The sequence below is a fragment of the Kitasatospora sp. NPDC023118 genome (assembly GCF_055560875.1).
Window position 1 is genome coordinate 267,260 of record NZ_JBVHHW010000010.1, and the last position, 13,065, is coordinate 280,324.

The following is a 13,065-nucleotide window of genomic DNA, read 5'->3' on the forward strand; positions in this document are numbered from 1 at the left end:
CCCCGTGACCGCGCGACCGGGAACCGCGTGAGCGTGCGGCCCGGAACCCCGTGACCGCGCAACCGTGAACTCTATGAATGAAAACATCTCCAAGCTAGGGAGCGTCGAGGCTATCGCGGTACGCCTCCCAGACTGGAACCACGTCCACGATGCCACCTGGCCGCAGCTCGATCTGGTCGATCAGTCGCCTGAGCATGGCATTCGTGCGCTCGGGCGGCATGGAGTCCCACTCTGCCACGAGCCCAGCCGCGACTGGCGCTGCGGCGGCCTTCATGGAGGCCACCCGCGTTTCGCCAGGGACTTCATCTAGCGCGGCCAGCCGCGCGGATGCGGCTGCCTTCTCAGCGCGAAGATCACTCAGTGTCGCGAGGTATTCACGCTCCAGCGTCCCATCGGGGTCTTCTTCTTCGCTCATGGCGTAGACCCGCATGTGTTTCGCCACGGCCCGCTCTAGCCTCTCGACCTCACTCTTAGCGGCAGCGCGCTTCTCCTCCAAGGTCGAGCTCAGTCGGCGCAGTCGCGACTCGGCGGCCGGCTCGCTGCCTGGATCGGCGTCCATTTCTTCGGCGAATCGGATCAGCCACTTCAGCACGCCGGCCTCCACGTCTGCCGCAGGCGTCCGAACACCCTGACATACTGCGGCGCCCTTCTGGTGCCTCGTGGTGCAGGAATAGGCTGCGTAGGGTCGCTGGCCGGCCACACGGAGCGCGGCGGCCTGGCAGAGTCCGCACCGGGTGAGCGCGCTGAGGGGGTACTTGGCTTTACGGGAGTGAGGGGCTGCGGTCTTGGTGAAACCCCGCCTGGCCTGATACATCTCCCAGAGCTCGTCGCTGATGATGGCAGGGTGCTGCTTGGTGGGGTGCCTGATGAGCTTGTGGGCCGGGCAGTTACTCCGGTAGGGGAGCTTGCAGGCTGGATCGTGGATGCGGAGGTAGCCGGCGGCGAAGCCGGAGTCCATGTAGAGGCAGACTGTCCGGTTGCTCCAGAGCGAGCCGAGCGCGTTGGGAATCCCGGCTTCATTGAGGAGGGCCGCGAGATTTCCGAAACCGGTCCCGGCGACGTAGCGCTCGTAGAGGTCCTTCACGATGTCCTGCAGATCCGGGTCCGGTTCGTACCGCTCCTGTTGGATCGTGATCGTGCCATCCGGAGCGTAGACCTTCCGAGGGTGCCAGATGTAGCCGAAGCGGCGGCCTCCCTTATGCGGGAGTCCCTCGTCTCGCCGTAGCTGATGGGTTTCCTTCCACTGTTCGCCGGCGCGGTCGGATTCGAAGGCGTTGAACTCCATGATCATGCCGCGCTGGAAACGGCCGATCGCGGTGCGCGCGTCGACCTCCTCGGTCGCCGAGAGGAGCTGGCCACCGGCCTTTTCCACACGGGCGAGGTTGGCAGGGACGCCGGTACGGGTTCGTCCGAAGCGCGAGAACTTCCAGACGGCGATCACGCGCGCTTCGCCCGACTCAATGCGTTCGATCGCCCGCATGATCTTTCGCTTGAAGTTGCGCCCGGTCTTGTCCGGATCCTCGACCCAGTCGATGATGCGATGGTTGGTTCGCCGGGCCCAGTCCTGGATGGCCCTTCTCTGGATTTCCGGGGAGATCATCTCCTCGCGGGCCATGCTGACGCGGGTGTATCCGATGGCGGGGGTTGGCTCGTTGAGGTCGTGATCACTCATAGGGCTCTCCGAGGAAGTGCGAACGCCGCCCGGCAGCCGGCCGTCCAGGTCTGCTGCGAGCCATCTCTGATGCAGCTACAGATGCTACGAGCGGTCTCGGACGGCAGAGTTGGATTCCTCGTCTGAGCTGGACGTCTCGGTGAGCCGGCCTTCGCGCCACAACTCGATGGCCATGGCGAAGGCTTCGGCCTGGGTTTGTTCCCGAAGGGCTATGGCCTCGGTGCGGCCCAGCCATCCGCGTGCCACGGAGGAGAGGAGCGGCACCAGCGTAGCGGTCAGGAGGGCCAGGCTGGCGAGCTCGACCGGCCGGTCGCGTTCGAGGGCGCCGCACAGGGTTGCGGTCAGCCCGATGGCCGTCGCGAAGGCGAGCGCGGGGCGCCACTTCGGGAGGGTTGACGGCACGGCATACCACCTCTATCGCACATGGGTGCCCACCCGTTTGCGATCAGGCCTACTCTAGCGGTTTCTTGTCGTCCGCGAACGTGTTTGCGACCGCTTCAACGCTTTTGACGAAGAGGTGGGCGCGCTCCGGGGGGATTCCGTACTTGGCGGCGACGGCGTAGAGGTCGATGTCGGTGGCCGGCGGCGGGGGTTGCTCGTCGGGCTGGGGCAGGTCCTCTTCGAGGAGTGTGCCGGAGCGGATGAGCATGTCCCGAAGGGTGACGGGGACGCCGCGGCGGTTAAGGACCTCGACGAGGCGGCGTTGGGTCTCGATGGCGGGGGCGGTGCCGCTGAGGGCCTTGCCGATGACGGAGGGGTCGACGCCCATGTCGGTGGCGAGTGCGCGTCGGCCACCGCGGTGCGGGGTGGTGTCGTAGCCGGCGGCGAGGGCGAGGTCGGCGAGCCAGGTGGCGAAGCTGGCGGTTGTCATGGGGGCCTCCGTCGTGATGTTGCTCGCTCGGCATCGCCAGGATAGCGATACCGCGAGTCTGATCTACGCGCGTCTTACGGGCTGCCCCTGTTCAGGTGGCCCCCGGGCCGGCCACGACTCGCGCGACCACGGTCAAACGCTAGCAGTGGCACCCCGGCGAGATAAGTCGAAACTTTGGCTTGCAAGCCAAATCGGCCAGGCGTAGTTTGGTTGACGAGCCAGCGACTTGGCTTAGGAGACAAAGCCCCCTGTACAGCAACGGAGGTGAACTATGTCCAGTTTTAAGCTCAACGTCACCGAACTACGCCGCGCCGCGGAAGCCCGAGGTGACCGGCGCCAGAGCGACATCAGCAGGCGCACCGGCCTCCACAAGAGCGTCGTGTCGCGGCTCATGAATGGCCGAGACCTGTCGCTGTTCGCCCTCATGAGACTCTCCACCACCTACGGCGTCAACGCCACCCTCCTCGCACAGGAGAACACGGACGTATGCGACGAGGCGGCGGCGTGACAAGCCAGCGGGAAGACGTCCGGCGGGAGGCCATATCAGCCGCCGCGCTGATCTTCGCGCAGGCTCGCGCCGAGCGTGACGCCCGCACCCCCCGCGAGGCCGCGGAGGCCGCCTACTACCCGGGGCACCGTCTCGGGTCCGTCAAGGCGATCGAGGCGCTGATCATCAAGCAGCGCGCCGAGGCCGAGGAGCAGTGGCGCAACGGCACCCACCCCTACCAGCGCCGGCGCCAGGCCCGAGCCGTTGAAGGGCTTCCCGACCAGGCTGCTGCGTGACGGTCCGGTACATCTACATCCTCAAGTTCGGCAACAGCATTGTGAAAGTCGGCCAGACCGGCGACTTTCATCAACGGTTGAAGGCCCACCGGTACTGGGGCCGTCGCAACGGGCTCAAGGTCGACGAGTTCGATGTCAGTTTCCGGTACGACACGGCGCTGCCGGACGAACGGAAGCTGGTCGCTTTCTGTGCGGCCCGTTGGGCGCCCCTGAGCGGTCACCGGGAGGCCTTCGTCAACGCGGACTTCGACGACCTTTACGGCTACTTCCGCCAGCTCGAACGCACAGCTGCCGATGCCGGCTGGTTCTGCACCACATGACAGGCACGGAGCGGGCCGCCCCTCTGGCGCCAACCAGGGACGGCCCCGGCCCACCGATCAACACTTCAAGAAGGAGGCAGGCCGTGATCACACAGCCTACCAACATCGCAAACCTGGCCGAGGTGACCGGCGTCGCGGACGTCGTGATCGACGGCACGGCCCTGGGGGTGACGCCCGGTGTCACGCCGGGCGGCCGCTTCTGGGTGCTGCTCACCCCGGACACCCGGACTGCCGGGCTCGTCGTCGAGCACGACGGCGGCCTGTTCGAGGCCGTCATCGGCAAGACCATCGCGCACGCCGCCACCGCCCAGGACGCCGCGCTGCTGATCGTCGCCGCGCTCCACGCCCCCACCCCGAAGGACGGTGCCCGATGAGCGTCCCGCAGGTGATGACGCTGCAGGAGGCGGAGGCCGCCGGCCTGCTGGAGGGCACGCTGTCGGAGCGGGCTCTGGCCGTCGTGGCTCGGGCGGAGGCTCTGCGAAAGCAGCCGGGTCGGTTCATGGACACGCTGGAAGCCGCACGATTGTTCGGCAGCATGACCGCGACGATCGAGGGTCTCGTGCACGAGCTGTACGTGACCGGCCGATACGCACAGGGGCTGCGGCAGTTGCTGCTGGGCGAGGTGGCCGAGTGATGGCCGACTTCCCGAACCCCACATCCCGGCGAGCCGCCCGTTTGCTGGCGCACACCTACGGCGCCGCGATGGCCCGTACGGTCGTCACCCTGCTGGACCGCGAGGGCCTGCTGGCCCGGGCGGCGGACCGGATCAACGCCGCGTTCCCGGTGACGATCAGGCGCCGGCCGATCGGCGTCGAGCTGGACGTGACGCCGCTGGTGTCCGCGCTCATGCTGTCGCTGGCGGCGGAGGCCTCGGGGGATCCGGAGGGCGTCGGCCAGGAGCTGGCGGACCTGCATGAGGCGTCCGGCCCGGAGCGTGACGAGCTGGTGCAGAAGCTACTGGGCCGCTTGGGTGGCGCGAACATGCTGCTGGCGAGCGTCGATGCGCGGAAGCTGGCGGAGCGGCTGTTGGTCGCTTCCGGTGGCCACGTCCCGCAGCAGCGCGAGGAGGCGGCGTGATGGACGACGTCGCTGACCTGCAGGCCCGCATCGACGCGCTGGAGGAGGAGCGGGACTCGCTCCAGGACCAGCTCACCGAGGCCACCGAGGAGCTGGCCGCCGCGAACGCCCAGCTCGACGCCTTGAGGCAACTCGCCGACATGGCCCGTGACTTGGTCCGTGAGGCCGCCGCTCAGCTGGAGAAGGGGGACTTCTGATGCCGTGGATTTCCCGCCGCGCGCAGGCCGAGCAGGCCGCCGCGATGACCCGACTGCGCGAGCGTGCCGTCCGCGCCGAGCAAGCGCTCCGCACCGCCGAAGTGGACGCCCTGGTCGCCGCCAGCGCCGCGATCGAGGCGGCCGTCACCCGGGTCCTCACCGAGCACCCCGATGAGCCTTCCATGTCGATTCGAGTCCTCGGGATGCGGGCCGCTCAGCGGATCGTCGCGGGCCGGATGGACGAGGAGGACGGCCGGTGATCCGCCGCCTCCGCTCCCTCGCCGCCCTGCGTTTCCGCCGCTGTGACTGGCCCTTCCCGGCTCTGGAGCTCGTCCGGCCCGACGGTCGGGGCTGGCTGCTCTTCCCCCTCACCCTCGACTTCAACTCGGAGGACTGATGACCGTCACCGAGCTGCCGGGGCCGAGCGCCCCGGTCGCCGGTCCCACTGTGGTCGGCTACTTCGAGCCCGGTTCGCCCGAATGGCACGCGGCCAGGAAGAACGGCGTCGGCGGTTCCGAGATCGCCGCGGTTATGGGCCTGTCCCCGTACGAGTCCCGGTTCTCCCTGTGGCACCGCAAGCAGGGCATGGTTGGCCCGGTCGACGAGAACCCGCAGATGTACTGGGGTAAGCGGCTGGAGCCCGCAGTGTGCGAGGAATTCGGCCTTCGTCACCCTGAGTTCGAGGTCACGACCGCACCGACCTTTCACGCGCCCGGCCGACCGTGGCACATCGCGAACCCGGACCGTCTCGCCCATAACCCGTGCGGATGCGGACTGCACTCTCCCATCCGGTGCTGTGACCCGTTCGACTGCGGCCCGTGCTGCCCCGAGTGCCCGACCTGTCCCACCGTGTTGAAGACCCCTGCCGCGATCGTCGAAGCGAAGACCGCGCGCGACGATCTCGGGTGGGGGGAAGAAGGCACCGACGAGATCCCGGTCCACTACCGCGCCCAGTGCATCTGGTACATGGACGCCCTCGGCGTGGCTCGCTGCTACGTGGCCGTGTTGATCGCGGGATCCGAGTACCGCGAGTACGTGATCGAGTACGACCCGGCCGAGGCCGAGCTGCTCAGGACGGCAGGCGCCGAGTTCGTCTTCTCCCTCACCTCTGGCGCCCGGCCCGACATCGACGGCCACATGGCCACCTACCAGACCGTTCGCCAGCTTCCCGACGGCATGGACGACGTCGACGTGGACGTGGATACCGATCTGCGTGACCGGTACTTCGCAGCACTCGCCAAGTCCAAGGACGCCGATTGGGAGAAGCGCGAGGCGTCCGCGCTGCTTCTCGACCGTATCGGCACCGGCCGGCGAGCCCGCTGCCTCGGCGAGACGGTCGCCACCCGAACCGTGCGCAATACCCTCCAGCCCGCTCGTTCGAGGAGCGCAGCATGACCACCGAGACCGTCTCCAGTGCCGTTGCCGTTGTCGACAACAGCCCCCAGGGATTGATCCAGAAGTACCGGGGTGACTTCGCAACTGTCCTGCCGTCGCACATCAAGCCCGAGCAGTGGGTTCGCCTCGCACAGGGCGCGCTCCGGCGGGACCAGAATCTGCTGCGCGCCGCCACCAACGACCCGGGCTCTCTGCTCTCGGTTCTCCTCGACGCGGCACGGCAGGGCTTGGAGCCCGGCACCGAGCAGTACTACCTGGTGCCGTTCAAGGGCCGTGTGCAGGGCATCCGTGGGTTCCAGGGCGAGGTGGAGCTGATGTATCGGGCCGGTGCGATCTCGTCGGTCATCGTCGAAGTCGTCCGCGAACTGGACCACTTCGAGTACTCGCCGGGCCGGCACGAGCGGCCGGTCCACGAGATCGACTGGAAGCTGCCGGACCGCGGCGACTTGGTGCTGGTTTACGCGTACGCGGTGATGAAGGACGGCGCAACGTCGAAGGTCGTCGTGCTGAACCGGTCGGACGTTCAGCGGGCCCGGTCGATGTCGCAATCGGCCGGCTCGGCTGCTTCGCCATGGCAGAAGCATGAGGAGGCGATGTGGCTGAAGACGGCCGCGCACCGTCTCACGAAGTGGGTTCCAACGTCGGCGGAGTACATGCGGGAGCAGTTGCGAGCCAAGGCCGAGGTGGCCGCTGAGGCTTCGGATCGGCAGGCGGTCTTCCACCGCATCGAACAGCCCGGGATGCCCTCGGCCGCGCCGGTCGCGGAGCCATCGGACGCCGACGACGGCGAGGAGCCGCTGGAGGGCGAGCTGGTGGACGCCGAGCCAGTCGAGTGGCCGTCTGTGGCGCAGCCCGGTTCACGCGCCTGACGCGCATTGGCGGGGCTGTGCCTGCCCAAATCAGGCGCAGCCCCGCCCCAATCATCCCCATCCTCACCCGATCTCGGGAGACCCCTATGTCTGATCCGCGCTTGCAGCCCGCTCTATGTGAGGCCGACGTCATGCGCCGGGTGATCGCCGACCACATCGTCACCGGCCTCAACCACCCCATCGAGACCGCCCGCAACCAGGCCCGCGCCCTGGCAACCGAGATGGACGCCGCCGGCGTCAACGTCGACCACGACGTCAGGGCCCGCACGCAGACCCAAGCCGTCCGCCAGCCGTGCCAGCGCCTGATCGAGCTCGACCACCAGGAGACCAGCGTTCTCACCCGAGTCGCCTGCGGTTGGGACATGCCCAAGATCTCCAACGATCTCGGGATCAGCGTGAACACGGCCCGCACGGTCAACCAGTCCGTCCACCGCAAGCTCGGCGCCGGCAACGCCGCAAACGCCGTCGCGTTGGCGATCGGCCTCGGGCTGCTCCCGGCCGATGTCGCCACCAACCCCACCACTCAGCTCGGAGGACACGATGGACCTGTTCGGTAGACGTCGGATAGCTGAGAAGGACGAGCGCATCGCCTGGCTGGAGAGCCGGGTCCGGCAGCTCAACATAGCGCTCGGCGCCACCCGCAACGAGGCGACCATCAGCTTCGACCGCTCCGAGCGGTCCGCCGACGACCTCAACGCCGCGCAAAAGAAGCTGACCACCGAACGTCTCAAGGCCGCCGAACTGATCCTCCGCAACGAGGCGCTGGGCCGGGCATCCGCCAGCTACGCCACCCGCCTCAGCCGGGCCCTCCGAGGCTGCGCCCGCTACAGGGCCGAGAATCAGCAGCTCCGCCGGGAACTCCGCGCTGCGCGCCGCGACTTCGCCGAACGGCAGATCGCCCTCGAAGACCGGCTCCACGCACTCCAAGACGCCAACGAGAACCACTACCGGGCGTCGACTGCCGCCGACCCCGCTCCGCAGATCGCGGCGTGACCCCCGCCGCCTGCCTGGCACTGCTGTGGTGCACCCACACCGGAGTCAGCACCGTGCAGGCCTAGCACCACCTCACCCAGAAAAGGCCCGTGCTCACCCGATACGCGCTCGCACTGGCCCTCCTGGCCGGCACCGCCCTCGCCCTCATCGCCTTCGCCATCACCGCATGGAGCACCCGAGATGACTGACACCGCCCTCCTCCCGCCCCCGGGAGGCACCCTCACCCACGGCCCGACCGTCATCGGCCTCGACACCAGCCTCACCGCCACCGGTATCGCCTCCTCCCTCGGCTGGTGCGAATCCGTCGGATACAAGCCGCACCACAAGAACGACTCGATCACCAAGCAGCCGCACCCCCAGCGGCTCCAGTCCCTCCTCGGCCTCCTCGGCGACATCGTCCTCGCCGTCGGCCGGCCCGACCTCGTCGTCCTGGAGAGCCCTTCGCTGGCATCCCTCGGTGGCGGCGGCCACGAACGCGCCTGGCTGTGGTGGGAGCTCTACCGCAGCCTCACCAACCGGGACATCCCCGTCGCCCTGATGGCCCCCTCCCAGCGGATGCTGTACGCCACCGGCAAGGGCTCAGCCACCAAGTCCGCCGTCGTCGACGCCGTCGCCCGACGCTGGCCCGCTTGGACGACCGGCGGCGACGACAACCAGGCCGACGCCGTCGTCCTGATGGCCGCTGGCCGCGACTACCTCGACCACCCGATCACCGTGATGCCGGCCGCGAACCGGGCCGCGCTGACGAAAGCCGTGTGGCCCGATGGGATCCGTCTCGGGGGTGCGGTGCGATGAGGTGGGAAGCGTTCGCACTCTGCCGCATCGAGCGGCCCGACCCTGAACTTTTCTACCCCACCTCGTACAGCAGCCCGGTCGGGCAACAGCAGGTCGAATTGGCCCGCGGTTACTGCCATCGCTGCCCCGTCGCCGACAGCTGCCTGCGCGACGCCCTCGACGAGGAAGGCTCCCGCGACGCCAAGAACCGCTTCGGTATCCGTGCTGGCCGCACGCCCTACCAGCGCGCCGCACTCAGTAAGAAGAACCGTCTCGCCGCGGCGGCATGACCGCGGTCCTGGCCTGGGGCGACCGCTCCCATTGGGCAACCCAGGCCAAGCCGTGCAGGTACTGCGGCGGCCTCACGCATCTCCGTGACGAAGGCCGTCGACCCGCCCCGCAAGGCCTGCACCAAGCAGGCGCCCACCCTCAACTCGAAGGACCGCCATGGCCGGAGAAACCCTGATCACCCTCGTCGGCAATCTCGTCGACGACCCCGAGCTGCGCTTCACCCTGTCAGGTGCGGCGGTCGCGAAGTTCCGCATCGCATCCACCCCCCGCACCTTCTACCGCCAGACCAGCGAGTGGAAGGACGGCGAGAGCCTCTTCCTCACCTGCAACGTCTGGCGTCAGCCGGCTGAGAACGTGGCTGAGTCACTGCAGCGCGGCATGCGCGTCATCGTGCAGGGCCGGCTCAACCAACGCTCGTACGAGAAGGACGGCCAGAAGCGGACCGTCTTCGAGGTCGAGGTCGACGAGGTCGGGCCCTCTCTGCGGAATGCCACGGCGAAGGTGACCCGGGCGAACCGCGGGCAGGACCAGGCGCAGCAGGCCCGGGGTGGCGACGGCCCATGGTCCCAGTCCAAGCCGCCGACACAGGGCGGCAGTTGGGGAGCGCCTCGGGGCCATGCCGAGGCCCCCTTCTGATCCCGCCCACGCCAAGAGCCAACTCGACGTTCCCAGGAGAAACCTCATGCCGCCGCTACGTGCCTTCCCGGTCCGGCCGTTCGACCGGACGGCCCCTGGCCCTCGTCTCTCAATGCCCGCCGAGGAGCCCGGCTACTACCCGGAGACAGCCCTATACCGGTTCTTCGACTCTCGGAAGCGGCTGCTGTACGTGGGGGTTTCGGGTCAGCTTCGCGAACGTTGGCCACAGCACCGCAGGAAGGCCCCTTGGTGGCCGGCGGCCGACTTTGTATCCATCGAGCACTGGTCAACCGACGTTGATGCCCTCGCCGCCGAGCGTGCCGCGATCGCCGTCGAGCAACCGCTGTTCAACAAGCGAAGCGCCCGTCGGCCGCCCGCCCCCGCCTCTACCTCATCTTGATCGGAAACCGACATGGCACGTGGTCACGGACGGGTCCTCACCCGCATCTGGGACGACCCTGACTTCACCGCTCTGCCCGGGGAGATCCAGCGGCTCTACCTGTTCCTCATCAGCCAGCCGAACCTTAACCACGCAGGCCTGCTGCCGCTGACGCTGAAGCGCTGGAGCTTCAAGGCCTACGGGCTGAGTCCGGCGGTCCTGCGGACCCAGCTTGCGGTCTTGGCCGAGCGCAGGTTCGTCGTCGTGGACGAGGACAGCGAGGAGCTGCTGGTGCGCTCGTTCGTCCGCAATGACGGGGTGTGGAAGCAGCCGCAGGTGATGGGCGCGATGGTGTCGGGCGCTCTGGAGATCTCGTCGCGTCGGCTGCGGGCCGCGCTGCTCGCGGAGGTCGAGCGGATCCCGCTGGACGAGCTGAGTGACGAGCCGGGCCGCAGGGGGTTGTCGCCTCTGCAGGAGGTGTCGAGGCACATCGCGGCGCTGCGGGCGGCGTTCCACGAGCCGGGCCCGAAGCCCCCGGCGGCGGCCCTTCACGAAGGGGTTGAGGAAGGGGTTGCGGAACCCCTTCCGGAAGGGGTGGAGGCAGGCTCAACGCGCGCGCGCGGGCGTTTTCCCCTACCCCTACCCCATTCCCCTTCTCTTCTCGTCGCGGATGTCGTCGACATCCGGTCCGCCCGCCAGGAGCGGCCGGACGTGGAGGAGGCCTGCACGCTCCTCGCGGACCTGATCGCCGCGAACGGCACCAAGCGCCCGAACATCACCAAGCGGTGGCGCGACGCCGCCCGCCTCATGATCGACGCCGACAAGGTCGCCCTCTCCGACGTCCTCGGCGCCATCCGCTGGTCCCAGGCAGACGAGTTCTGGCGCAGCAACATCCTCTCGATGCCAAAGCTGCGCCAGAAGTACCCCCAACTGCGCCTTCGCGCCCACTCCCAACAGCAGCGCCGCCAACCCACCGACTACCAGACCTACGCAGACCAGGGGGTCTTCTAGTGACCGCCGATGCCGACTTCGCCCGAACTGAGCCCAACGACCTGGCCGCCGAACAAGCCTTCCTCGGCACCATCACGCTCAGCCGCGACGCCCGCCGTGCCCTACGGGACACCACCGTCACCGCCGAGGACTACTACCGGCCCGCCCACGCCCTCATGCACCGGGCCATCACGGCGATCGCCGAAACCAGCGACCCCATCGACCCGATCACCATCGTCGCCACCCTGGAGGCCCGCGGCGAACTCGCCCGGTGCGGCGGCCGCGACTACATCAACACGTGCATAGACGCCGCCCAGCACGGGCCCAGCCTCGACTGGCTCAACCATCGGATCCGAAGCCTCGCCCTGCGCCGCGCCCTCGTCCACGCCGGCACCGAGATCCGTGAACTCGGCTACGCCGCCGAGGGCGAGCCCAGCGAACTCGCCGAGCACGCCGTCACCCGGCTGCGAGAAGTCCGCGACGCCGGGCGGGCCGCCGAGGACTCCCCCGTCCAGGACATCCACGACTTCCTCGCCGGCGAGGACCCCGACTACGACTGGACGCTGCCCGGCTACCTGGAGCGCACCGACCGCATCGTGTGGACCGCCGGAGAGGGCGGCGGCAAATCGTTCCTCCAGCGCCAGCTCGGCGTCACCGCGTCCGCCGGGCTGCTGCCGTTCGGCGATGCCAACCCGATGGGCCCGCAGAAGACGCTGATCCTGGACTGCGAGAACTCGCAGCGTCAGTCCCGCCGGCACTACCGGGGCCTGGTCCAGGTCGCCGAGCGCATGGGCGCACCGGTGGCTCGCGGGCAGCTGCACATCGACCTGCGGCCCGAAGGCGTCGATCTGACCCGCGGTGATGGCAGGGCGTGGCTGATGCGCCGCGTCGAGGCCGTCATGCCGGACCTGCTGATCGTCGGCCCGATCTACCGGCTGCACAACGGCGACCCGAACTCAGAGGAACTCGCCCGAAAGATCACCGTCGTCCTCGACGAAGCCCGAGCCACCGCCGGCTGCGCGCTCTCGATGGAGGCGCACTCCCCGCAGGGCGGGCCGATGGGTCCGCGGACACTACGGCCCGTCGGCAGCTCCCTGTGGCTGCGCTGGCCCGAGTTCGGGCTCGGCCTGCGCCCGGTCGAGGACACCCGCTCCGCGCAGGACGACCGCGCCCGCCGTGTCCTGCCCTGGCGGGGGGCTCGCGACGAACGCCAATGGCCCCGGTTCATCTGCCAGGGCCACGAGGGCTCCTGGCCGTGGCGAACCTACAAGCCCGTCGACGCAGACCCGTTCACCGGCCACTCCCCCACTGGAGCGCTTTCATGACCCTCACCGAGCACTGCCCTGCCTGCCTGTCCCGCGCCCGGATCGTCGCCCAGTCCGATGACGGCGTCCGCACGCTCACGGCGTGGCGCTGTTCCAGTTGCTTCCGGCAGTGGGAGACGGAGTACCTGACCGAGGCGTACGCGGACGAGGGGTTCGACGGTGAGCTTCGTGACTGTTGAGCCGTCGGTCGGACGGTCATGACGTTCCGGTGTCGCGGTGTCCGGTGGCGGATCCGTACCGCCCGAAGGCCCTCAGGGCGCATCAGAGGCGCCGCGAGGCCCGCTTAGGCAATGACTCTACCCTCTCCCCGTTGGGCGCTTCTTGCCCCGTTACCTTTTTCACGGCCCCGCAACGGGGCTCCCGGCCTCCGGGCCCGGCATGACTTGTGGCCCCAGTCGATCATGATCGAAAAGGTGCTGTCACCGGGTACCGGAGGCATTGGCAGACCGCTGATTAGGGGCACGAGCGCCGATCCCGTCCCGGGTGACGCAGG

General features: G+C 68.7%; 21 protein-coding genes and 1 pseudogene. 19 read left to right on the forward strand and 3 right to left on the reverse strand.

The window, feature by feature from the left end:
• Positions 1–94: 94 nt before the first annotated feature.
• From ACZ3UD_RS15955 to ACZ3UD_RS15965, 3 genes are all read right to left on the reverse strand, one after another.
• Positions 95–1,672, reverse strand: a complete 1,578-nt coding sequence (locus tag ACZ3UD_RS15955) for a recombinase family protein (protein WP_465586916.1) — start codon at positions 1,670–1,672, stop codon at positions 95–97.
• A gap of 84 nt (positions 1,673–1,756) precedes the next feature.
• Positions 1,757–2,074 carry a hypothetical protein gene (locus ACZ3UD_RS15960; protein ID WP_465586918.1) on the reverse strand — a complete coding sequence of 106 codons (318 nt, stop codon included), beginning with the start codon at positions 2,072–2,074 and terminating at the stop codon, positions 1,757–1,759.
• 49 nt (positions 2,075–2,123) lie between these two features.
• Positions 2,124–2,543 (reverse strand): XRE family transcriptional regulator, encoded by a 420-nt coding sequence (locus tag ACZ3UD_RS15965; RefSeq protein ID WP_465586921.1) that lies wholly within the window; start codon positions 2,541–2,543, stop codon positions 2,124–2,126.
• 271 nt (positions 2,544–2,814) lie between these two features.
• On the opposite strand from ACZ3UD_RS15965, the gene ACZ3UD_RS15970 reads away from it, so the two are divergent.
• From ACZ3UD_RS15970 to ACZ3UD_RS16060, 19 genes and pseudogenes are all read left to right on the forward strand, one after another.
• Entirely contained in the window at positions 2,815–3,051 is a 237-nt protein-coding gene (locus ACZ3UD_RS15970) for a helix-turn-helix domain-containing protein (RefSeq protein ID WP_465586924.1), read from the forward strand.
• Entirely contained in the window at positions 3,048–3,326 is a 279-nt protein-coding gene (locus ACZ3UD_RS15975; protein WP_465586927.1) for a hypothetical protein, read from the forward strand. The genes ACZ3UD_RS15970 and ACZ3UD_RS15975 overlap by 4 nt, the downstream gene beginning before the upstream one ends.
• On the forward strand, positions 3,323–3,646 hold the full coding sequence (locus tag ACZ3UD_RS15980) for a GIY-YIG nuclease family protein (RefSeq protein WP_465586930.1): 324 nt from the start codon (positions 3,323–3,325) through the stop codon (positions 3,644–3,646). The genes ACZ3UD_RS15975 and ACZ3UD_RS15980 overlap by 4 nt, the downstream gene beginning before the upstream one ends.
• An 83-nt stretch (positions 3,647–3,729) precedes the next feature.
• Positions 3,730–4,020: a hypothetical protein gene (locus ACZ3UD_RS15985; RefSeq protein WP_465586932.1), complete on the forward strand. Its 291-nt coding sequence runs from the start codon at positions 3,730–3,732 to the stop codon at positions 4,018–4,020.
• On the forward strand, positions 4,017–4,280 hold the full coding sequence (locus ACZ3UD_RS15990; protein ID WP_465586935.1) for a hypothetical protein: 264 nt from the start codon (positions 4,017–4,019) through the stop codon (positions 4,278–4,280). Before ACZ3UD_RS15985 ends, ACZ3UD_RS15990 begins: the two co-directional genes overlap by 4 nt.
• Positions 4,280–4,723 carry a hypothetical protein gene (locus ACZ3UD_RS15995; protein ID WP_465586938.1) on the forward strand — a complete coding sequence of 148 codons (444 nt, stop codon included), beginning with the start codon at positions 4,280–4,282 and terminating at the stop codon, positions 4,721–4,723. The genes ACZ3UD_RS15990 and ACZ3UD_RS15995 overlap by 1 nt, the downstream gene beginning before the upstream one ends.
• Positions 4,723–4,920 (forward strand): hypothetical protein, encoded by a 198-nt coding sequence (locus ACZ3UD_RS16000; RefSeq protein ID WP_465586941.1) that lies wholly within the window; start codon positions 4,723–4,725, stop codon positions 4,918–4,920. The genes ACZ3UD_RS15995 and ACZ3UD_RS16000 overlap by 1 nt, the downstream gene beginning before the upstream one ends.
• On the forward strand, positions 4,920–5,180 hold the full coding sequence (locus ACZ3UD_RS16005; protein ID WP_465586944.1) for a hypothetical protein: 261 nt from the start codon (positions 4,920–4,922) through the stop codon (positions 5,178–5,180). The genes ACZ3UD_RS16000 and ACZ3UD_RS16005 overlap by 1 nt, the downstream gene beginning before the upstream one ends.
• Positions 5,177–5,317, forward strand: coding sequence for a hypothetical protein (locus ACZ3UD_RS16010; RefSeq protein ID WP_465586947.1), 141 nt, complete (start codon positions 5,177–5,179; stop codon positions 5,315–5,317). The genes ACZ3UD_RS16005 and ACZ3UD_RS16010 overlap by 4 nt, the downstream gene beginning before the upstream one ends.
• The gene (locus tag ACZ3UD_RS16015) at positions 5,317–6,315 is read left to right on the forward strand and encodes a YqaJ viral recombinase family nuclease (RefSeq protein WP_465586950.1); all 999 of its coding nucleotides are present in this window, start codon (positions 5,317–5,319) and stop codon (positions 6,313–6,315) included. The genes ACZ3UD_RS16010 and ACZ3UD_RS16015 overlap by 1 nt, the downstream gene beginning before the upstream one ends.
• Positions 6,312–7,184 (forward strand): recombinase RecT, encoded by an 873-nt coding sequence (locus ACZ3UD_RS16020; protein WP_465586953.1) that lies wholly within the window; start codon positions 6,312–6,314, stop codon positions 7,182–7,184. Before ACZ3UD_RS16015 ends, ACZ3UD_RS16020 begins: the two co-directional genes overlap by 4 nt.
• Before the next feature lie 86 nt (positions 7,185–7,270).
• On the forward strand, positions 7,271–7,741 hold the full coding sequence (locus ACZ3UD_RS16025; RefSeq protein ID WP_465586956.1) for a LuxR C-terminal-related transcriptional regulator: 471 nt from the start codon (positions 7,271–7,273) through the stop codon (positions 7,739–7,741).
• A complete protein-coding gene (locus ACZ3UD_RS16030) occupies positions 7,725–8,177 on the forward strand; it encodes a hypothetical protein (protein WP_465586958.1) in 453 nt (150 codons plus the stop codon). The genes ACZ3UD_RS16025 and ACZ3UD_RS16030 overlap by 17 nt, the downstream gene beginning before the upstream one ends.
• Positions 8,178–8,357: 180 nt before the next feature.
• Positions 8,358–8,972, forward strand: a complete 615-nt coding sequence (locus tag ACZ3UD_RS16035) for a hypothetical protein (protein ID WP_465586960.1) — start codon at positions 8,358–8,360, stop codon at positions 8,970–8,972.
• Entirely contained in the window at positions 8,969–9,241 is a 273-nt protein-coding gene (locus ACZ3UD_RS16040; RefSeq protein WP_465586963.1) for a WhiB family transcriptional regulator, read from the forward strand. The genes ACZ3UD_RS16035 and ACZ3UD_RS16040 overlap by 4 nt, the downstream gene beginning before the upstream one ends.
• 157 nt (positions 9,242–9,398) lie before the next feature.
• Positions 9,399–9,857, forward strand: a pseudogene (locus tag ACZ3UD_RS16045) (single-stranded DNA-binding protein); the annotation flags it as partial.
• A 433-nt stretch (positions 9,858–10,290) separates the two neighbouring features.
• Positions 10,291–11,268 (forward strand): hypothetical protein, encoded by a 978-nt coding sequence (locus ACZ3UD_RS16050; protein WP_465586965.1) that lies wholly within the window; start codon positions 10,291–10,293, stop codon positions 11,266–11,268.
• On the forward strand, positions 11,268–12,572 hold the full coding sequence (locus ACZ3UD_RS16055; RefSeq protein ID WP_465586968.1) for an AAA family ATPase: 1,305 nt from the start codon (positions 11,268–11,270) through the stop codon (positions 12,570–12,572). Before ACZ3UD_RS16050 ends, ACZ3UD_RS16055 begins: the two co-directional genes overlap by 1 nt.
• Positions 12,569–12,751 (forward strand): hypothetical protein, encoded by a 183-nt coding sequence (locus ACZ3UD_RS16060; protein WP_465586971.1) that lies wholly within the window; start codon positions 12,569–12,571, stop codon positions 12,749–12,751. The genes ACZ3UD_RS16055 and ACZ3UD_RS16060 overlap by 4 nt, the downstream gene beginning before the upstream one ends.
• Positions 12,752–13,065: the final 314 nt, after the last annotated feature.

What these genes read in the sequence shown, in the direction of transcription:
- ACZ3UD_RS15955 (WP_465586916.1), bottom strand. Translation starts at nt 1,672, where the DNA reads ATGAGTGATCACGACCTCAACGAGCCAACCCCCGCCATCGGATACACC.
- ACZ3UD_RS16005 (WP_465586944.1), top strand. Translation starts at nt 4,920, where the DNA reads ATGCCGTGGATTTCCCGCCGCGCGCAGGCCGAGCAGGCCGCCGCGATG.
- ACZ3UD_RS15990 (WP_465586935.1), top strand. Translation starts at nt 4,017, where the DNA reads ATGAGCGTCCCGCAGGTGATGACGCTGCAGGAGGCGGAGGCCGCCGGC.
- ACZ3UD_RS16015 (WP_465586950.1), top strand. Translation starts at nt 5,317, where the DNA reads ATGACCGTCACCGAGCTGCCGGGGCCGAGCGCCCCGGTCGCCGGTCCC.
- ACZ3UD_RS16025 (WP_465586956.1), top strand. Translation starts at nt 7,271, where the DNA reads ATGTCTGATCCGCGCTTGCAGCCCGCTCTATGTGAGGCCGACGTCATG.
- ACZ3UD_RS15970 (WP_465586924.1), top strand. Translation starts at nt 2,815, where the DNA reads ATGTCCAGTTTTAAGCTCAACGTCACCGAACTACGCCGCGCCGCGGAA.
- ACZ3UD_RS16060 (WP_465586971.1), top strand. Translation starts at nt 12,569, where the DNA reads ATGACCCTCACCGAGCACTGCCCTGCCTGCCTGTCCCGCGCCCGGATC.
- ACZ3UD_RS16000 (WP_465586941.1), top strand. Translation starts at nt 4,723, where the DNA reads ATGGACGACGTCGCTGACCTGCAGGCCCGCATCGACGCGCTGGAGGAG.
- ACZ3UD_RS15995 (WP_465586938.1), top strand. Translation starts at nt 4,280, where the DNA reads ATGGCCGACTTCCCGAACCCCACATCCCGGCGAGCCGCCCGTTTGCTG.
- ACZ3UD_RS15965 (WP_465586921.1), bottom strand. Translation starts at nt 2,543, where the DNA reads ATGACAACCGCCAGCTTCGCCACCTGGCTCGCCGACCTCGCCCTCGCC.
- ACZ3UD_RS16030 (WP_465586958.1), top strand. Translation starts at nt 7,725, where the DNA reads ATGGACCTGTTCGGTAGACGTCGGATAGCTGAGAAGGACGAGCGCATC.
- ACZ3UD_RS16050 (WP_465586965.1), top strand. Translation starts at nt 10,291, where the DNA reads ATGGCACGTGGTCACGGACGGGTCCTCACCCGCATCTGGGACGACCCT.
- ACZ3UD_RS16035 (WP_465586960.1), top strand. Translation starts at nt 8,358, where the DNA reads ATGACTGACACCGCCCTCCTCCCGCCCCCGGGAGGCACCCTCACCCAC.
- ACZ3UD_RS16040 (WP_465586963.1), top strand. Translation starts at nt 8,969, where the DNA reads ATGAGGTGGGAAGCGTTCGCACTCTGCCGCATCGAGCGGCCCGACCCT.
- ACZ3UD_RS16020 (WP_465586953.1), top strand. Translation starts at nt 6,312, where the DNA reads ATGACCACCGAGACCGTCTCCAGTGCCGTTGCCGTTGTCGACAACAGC.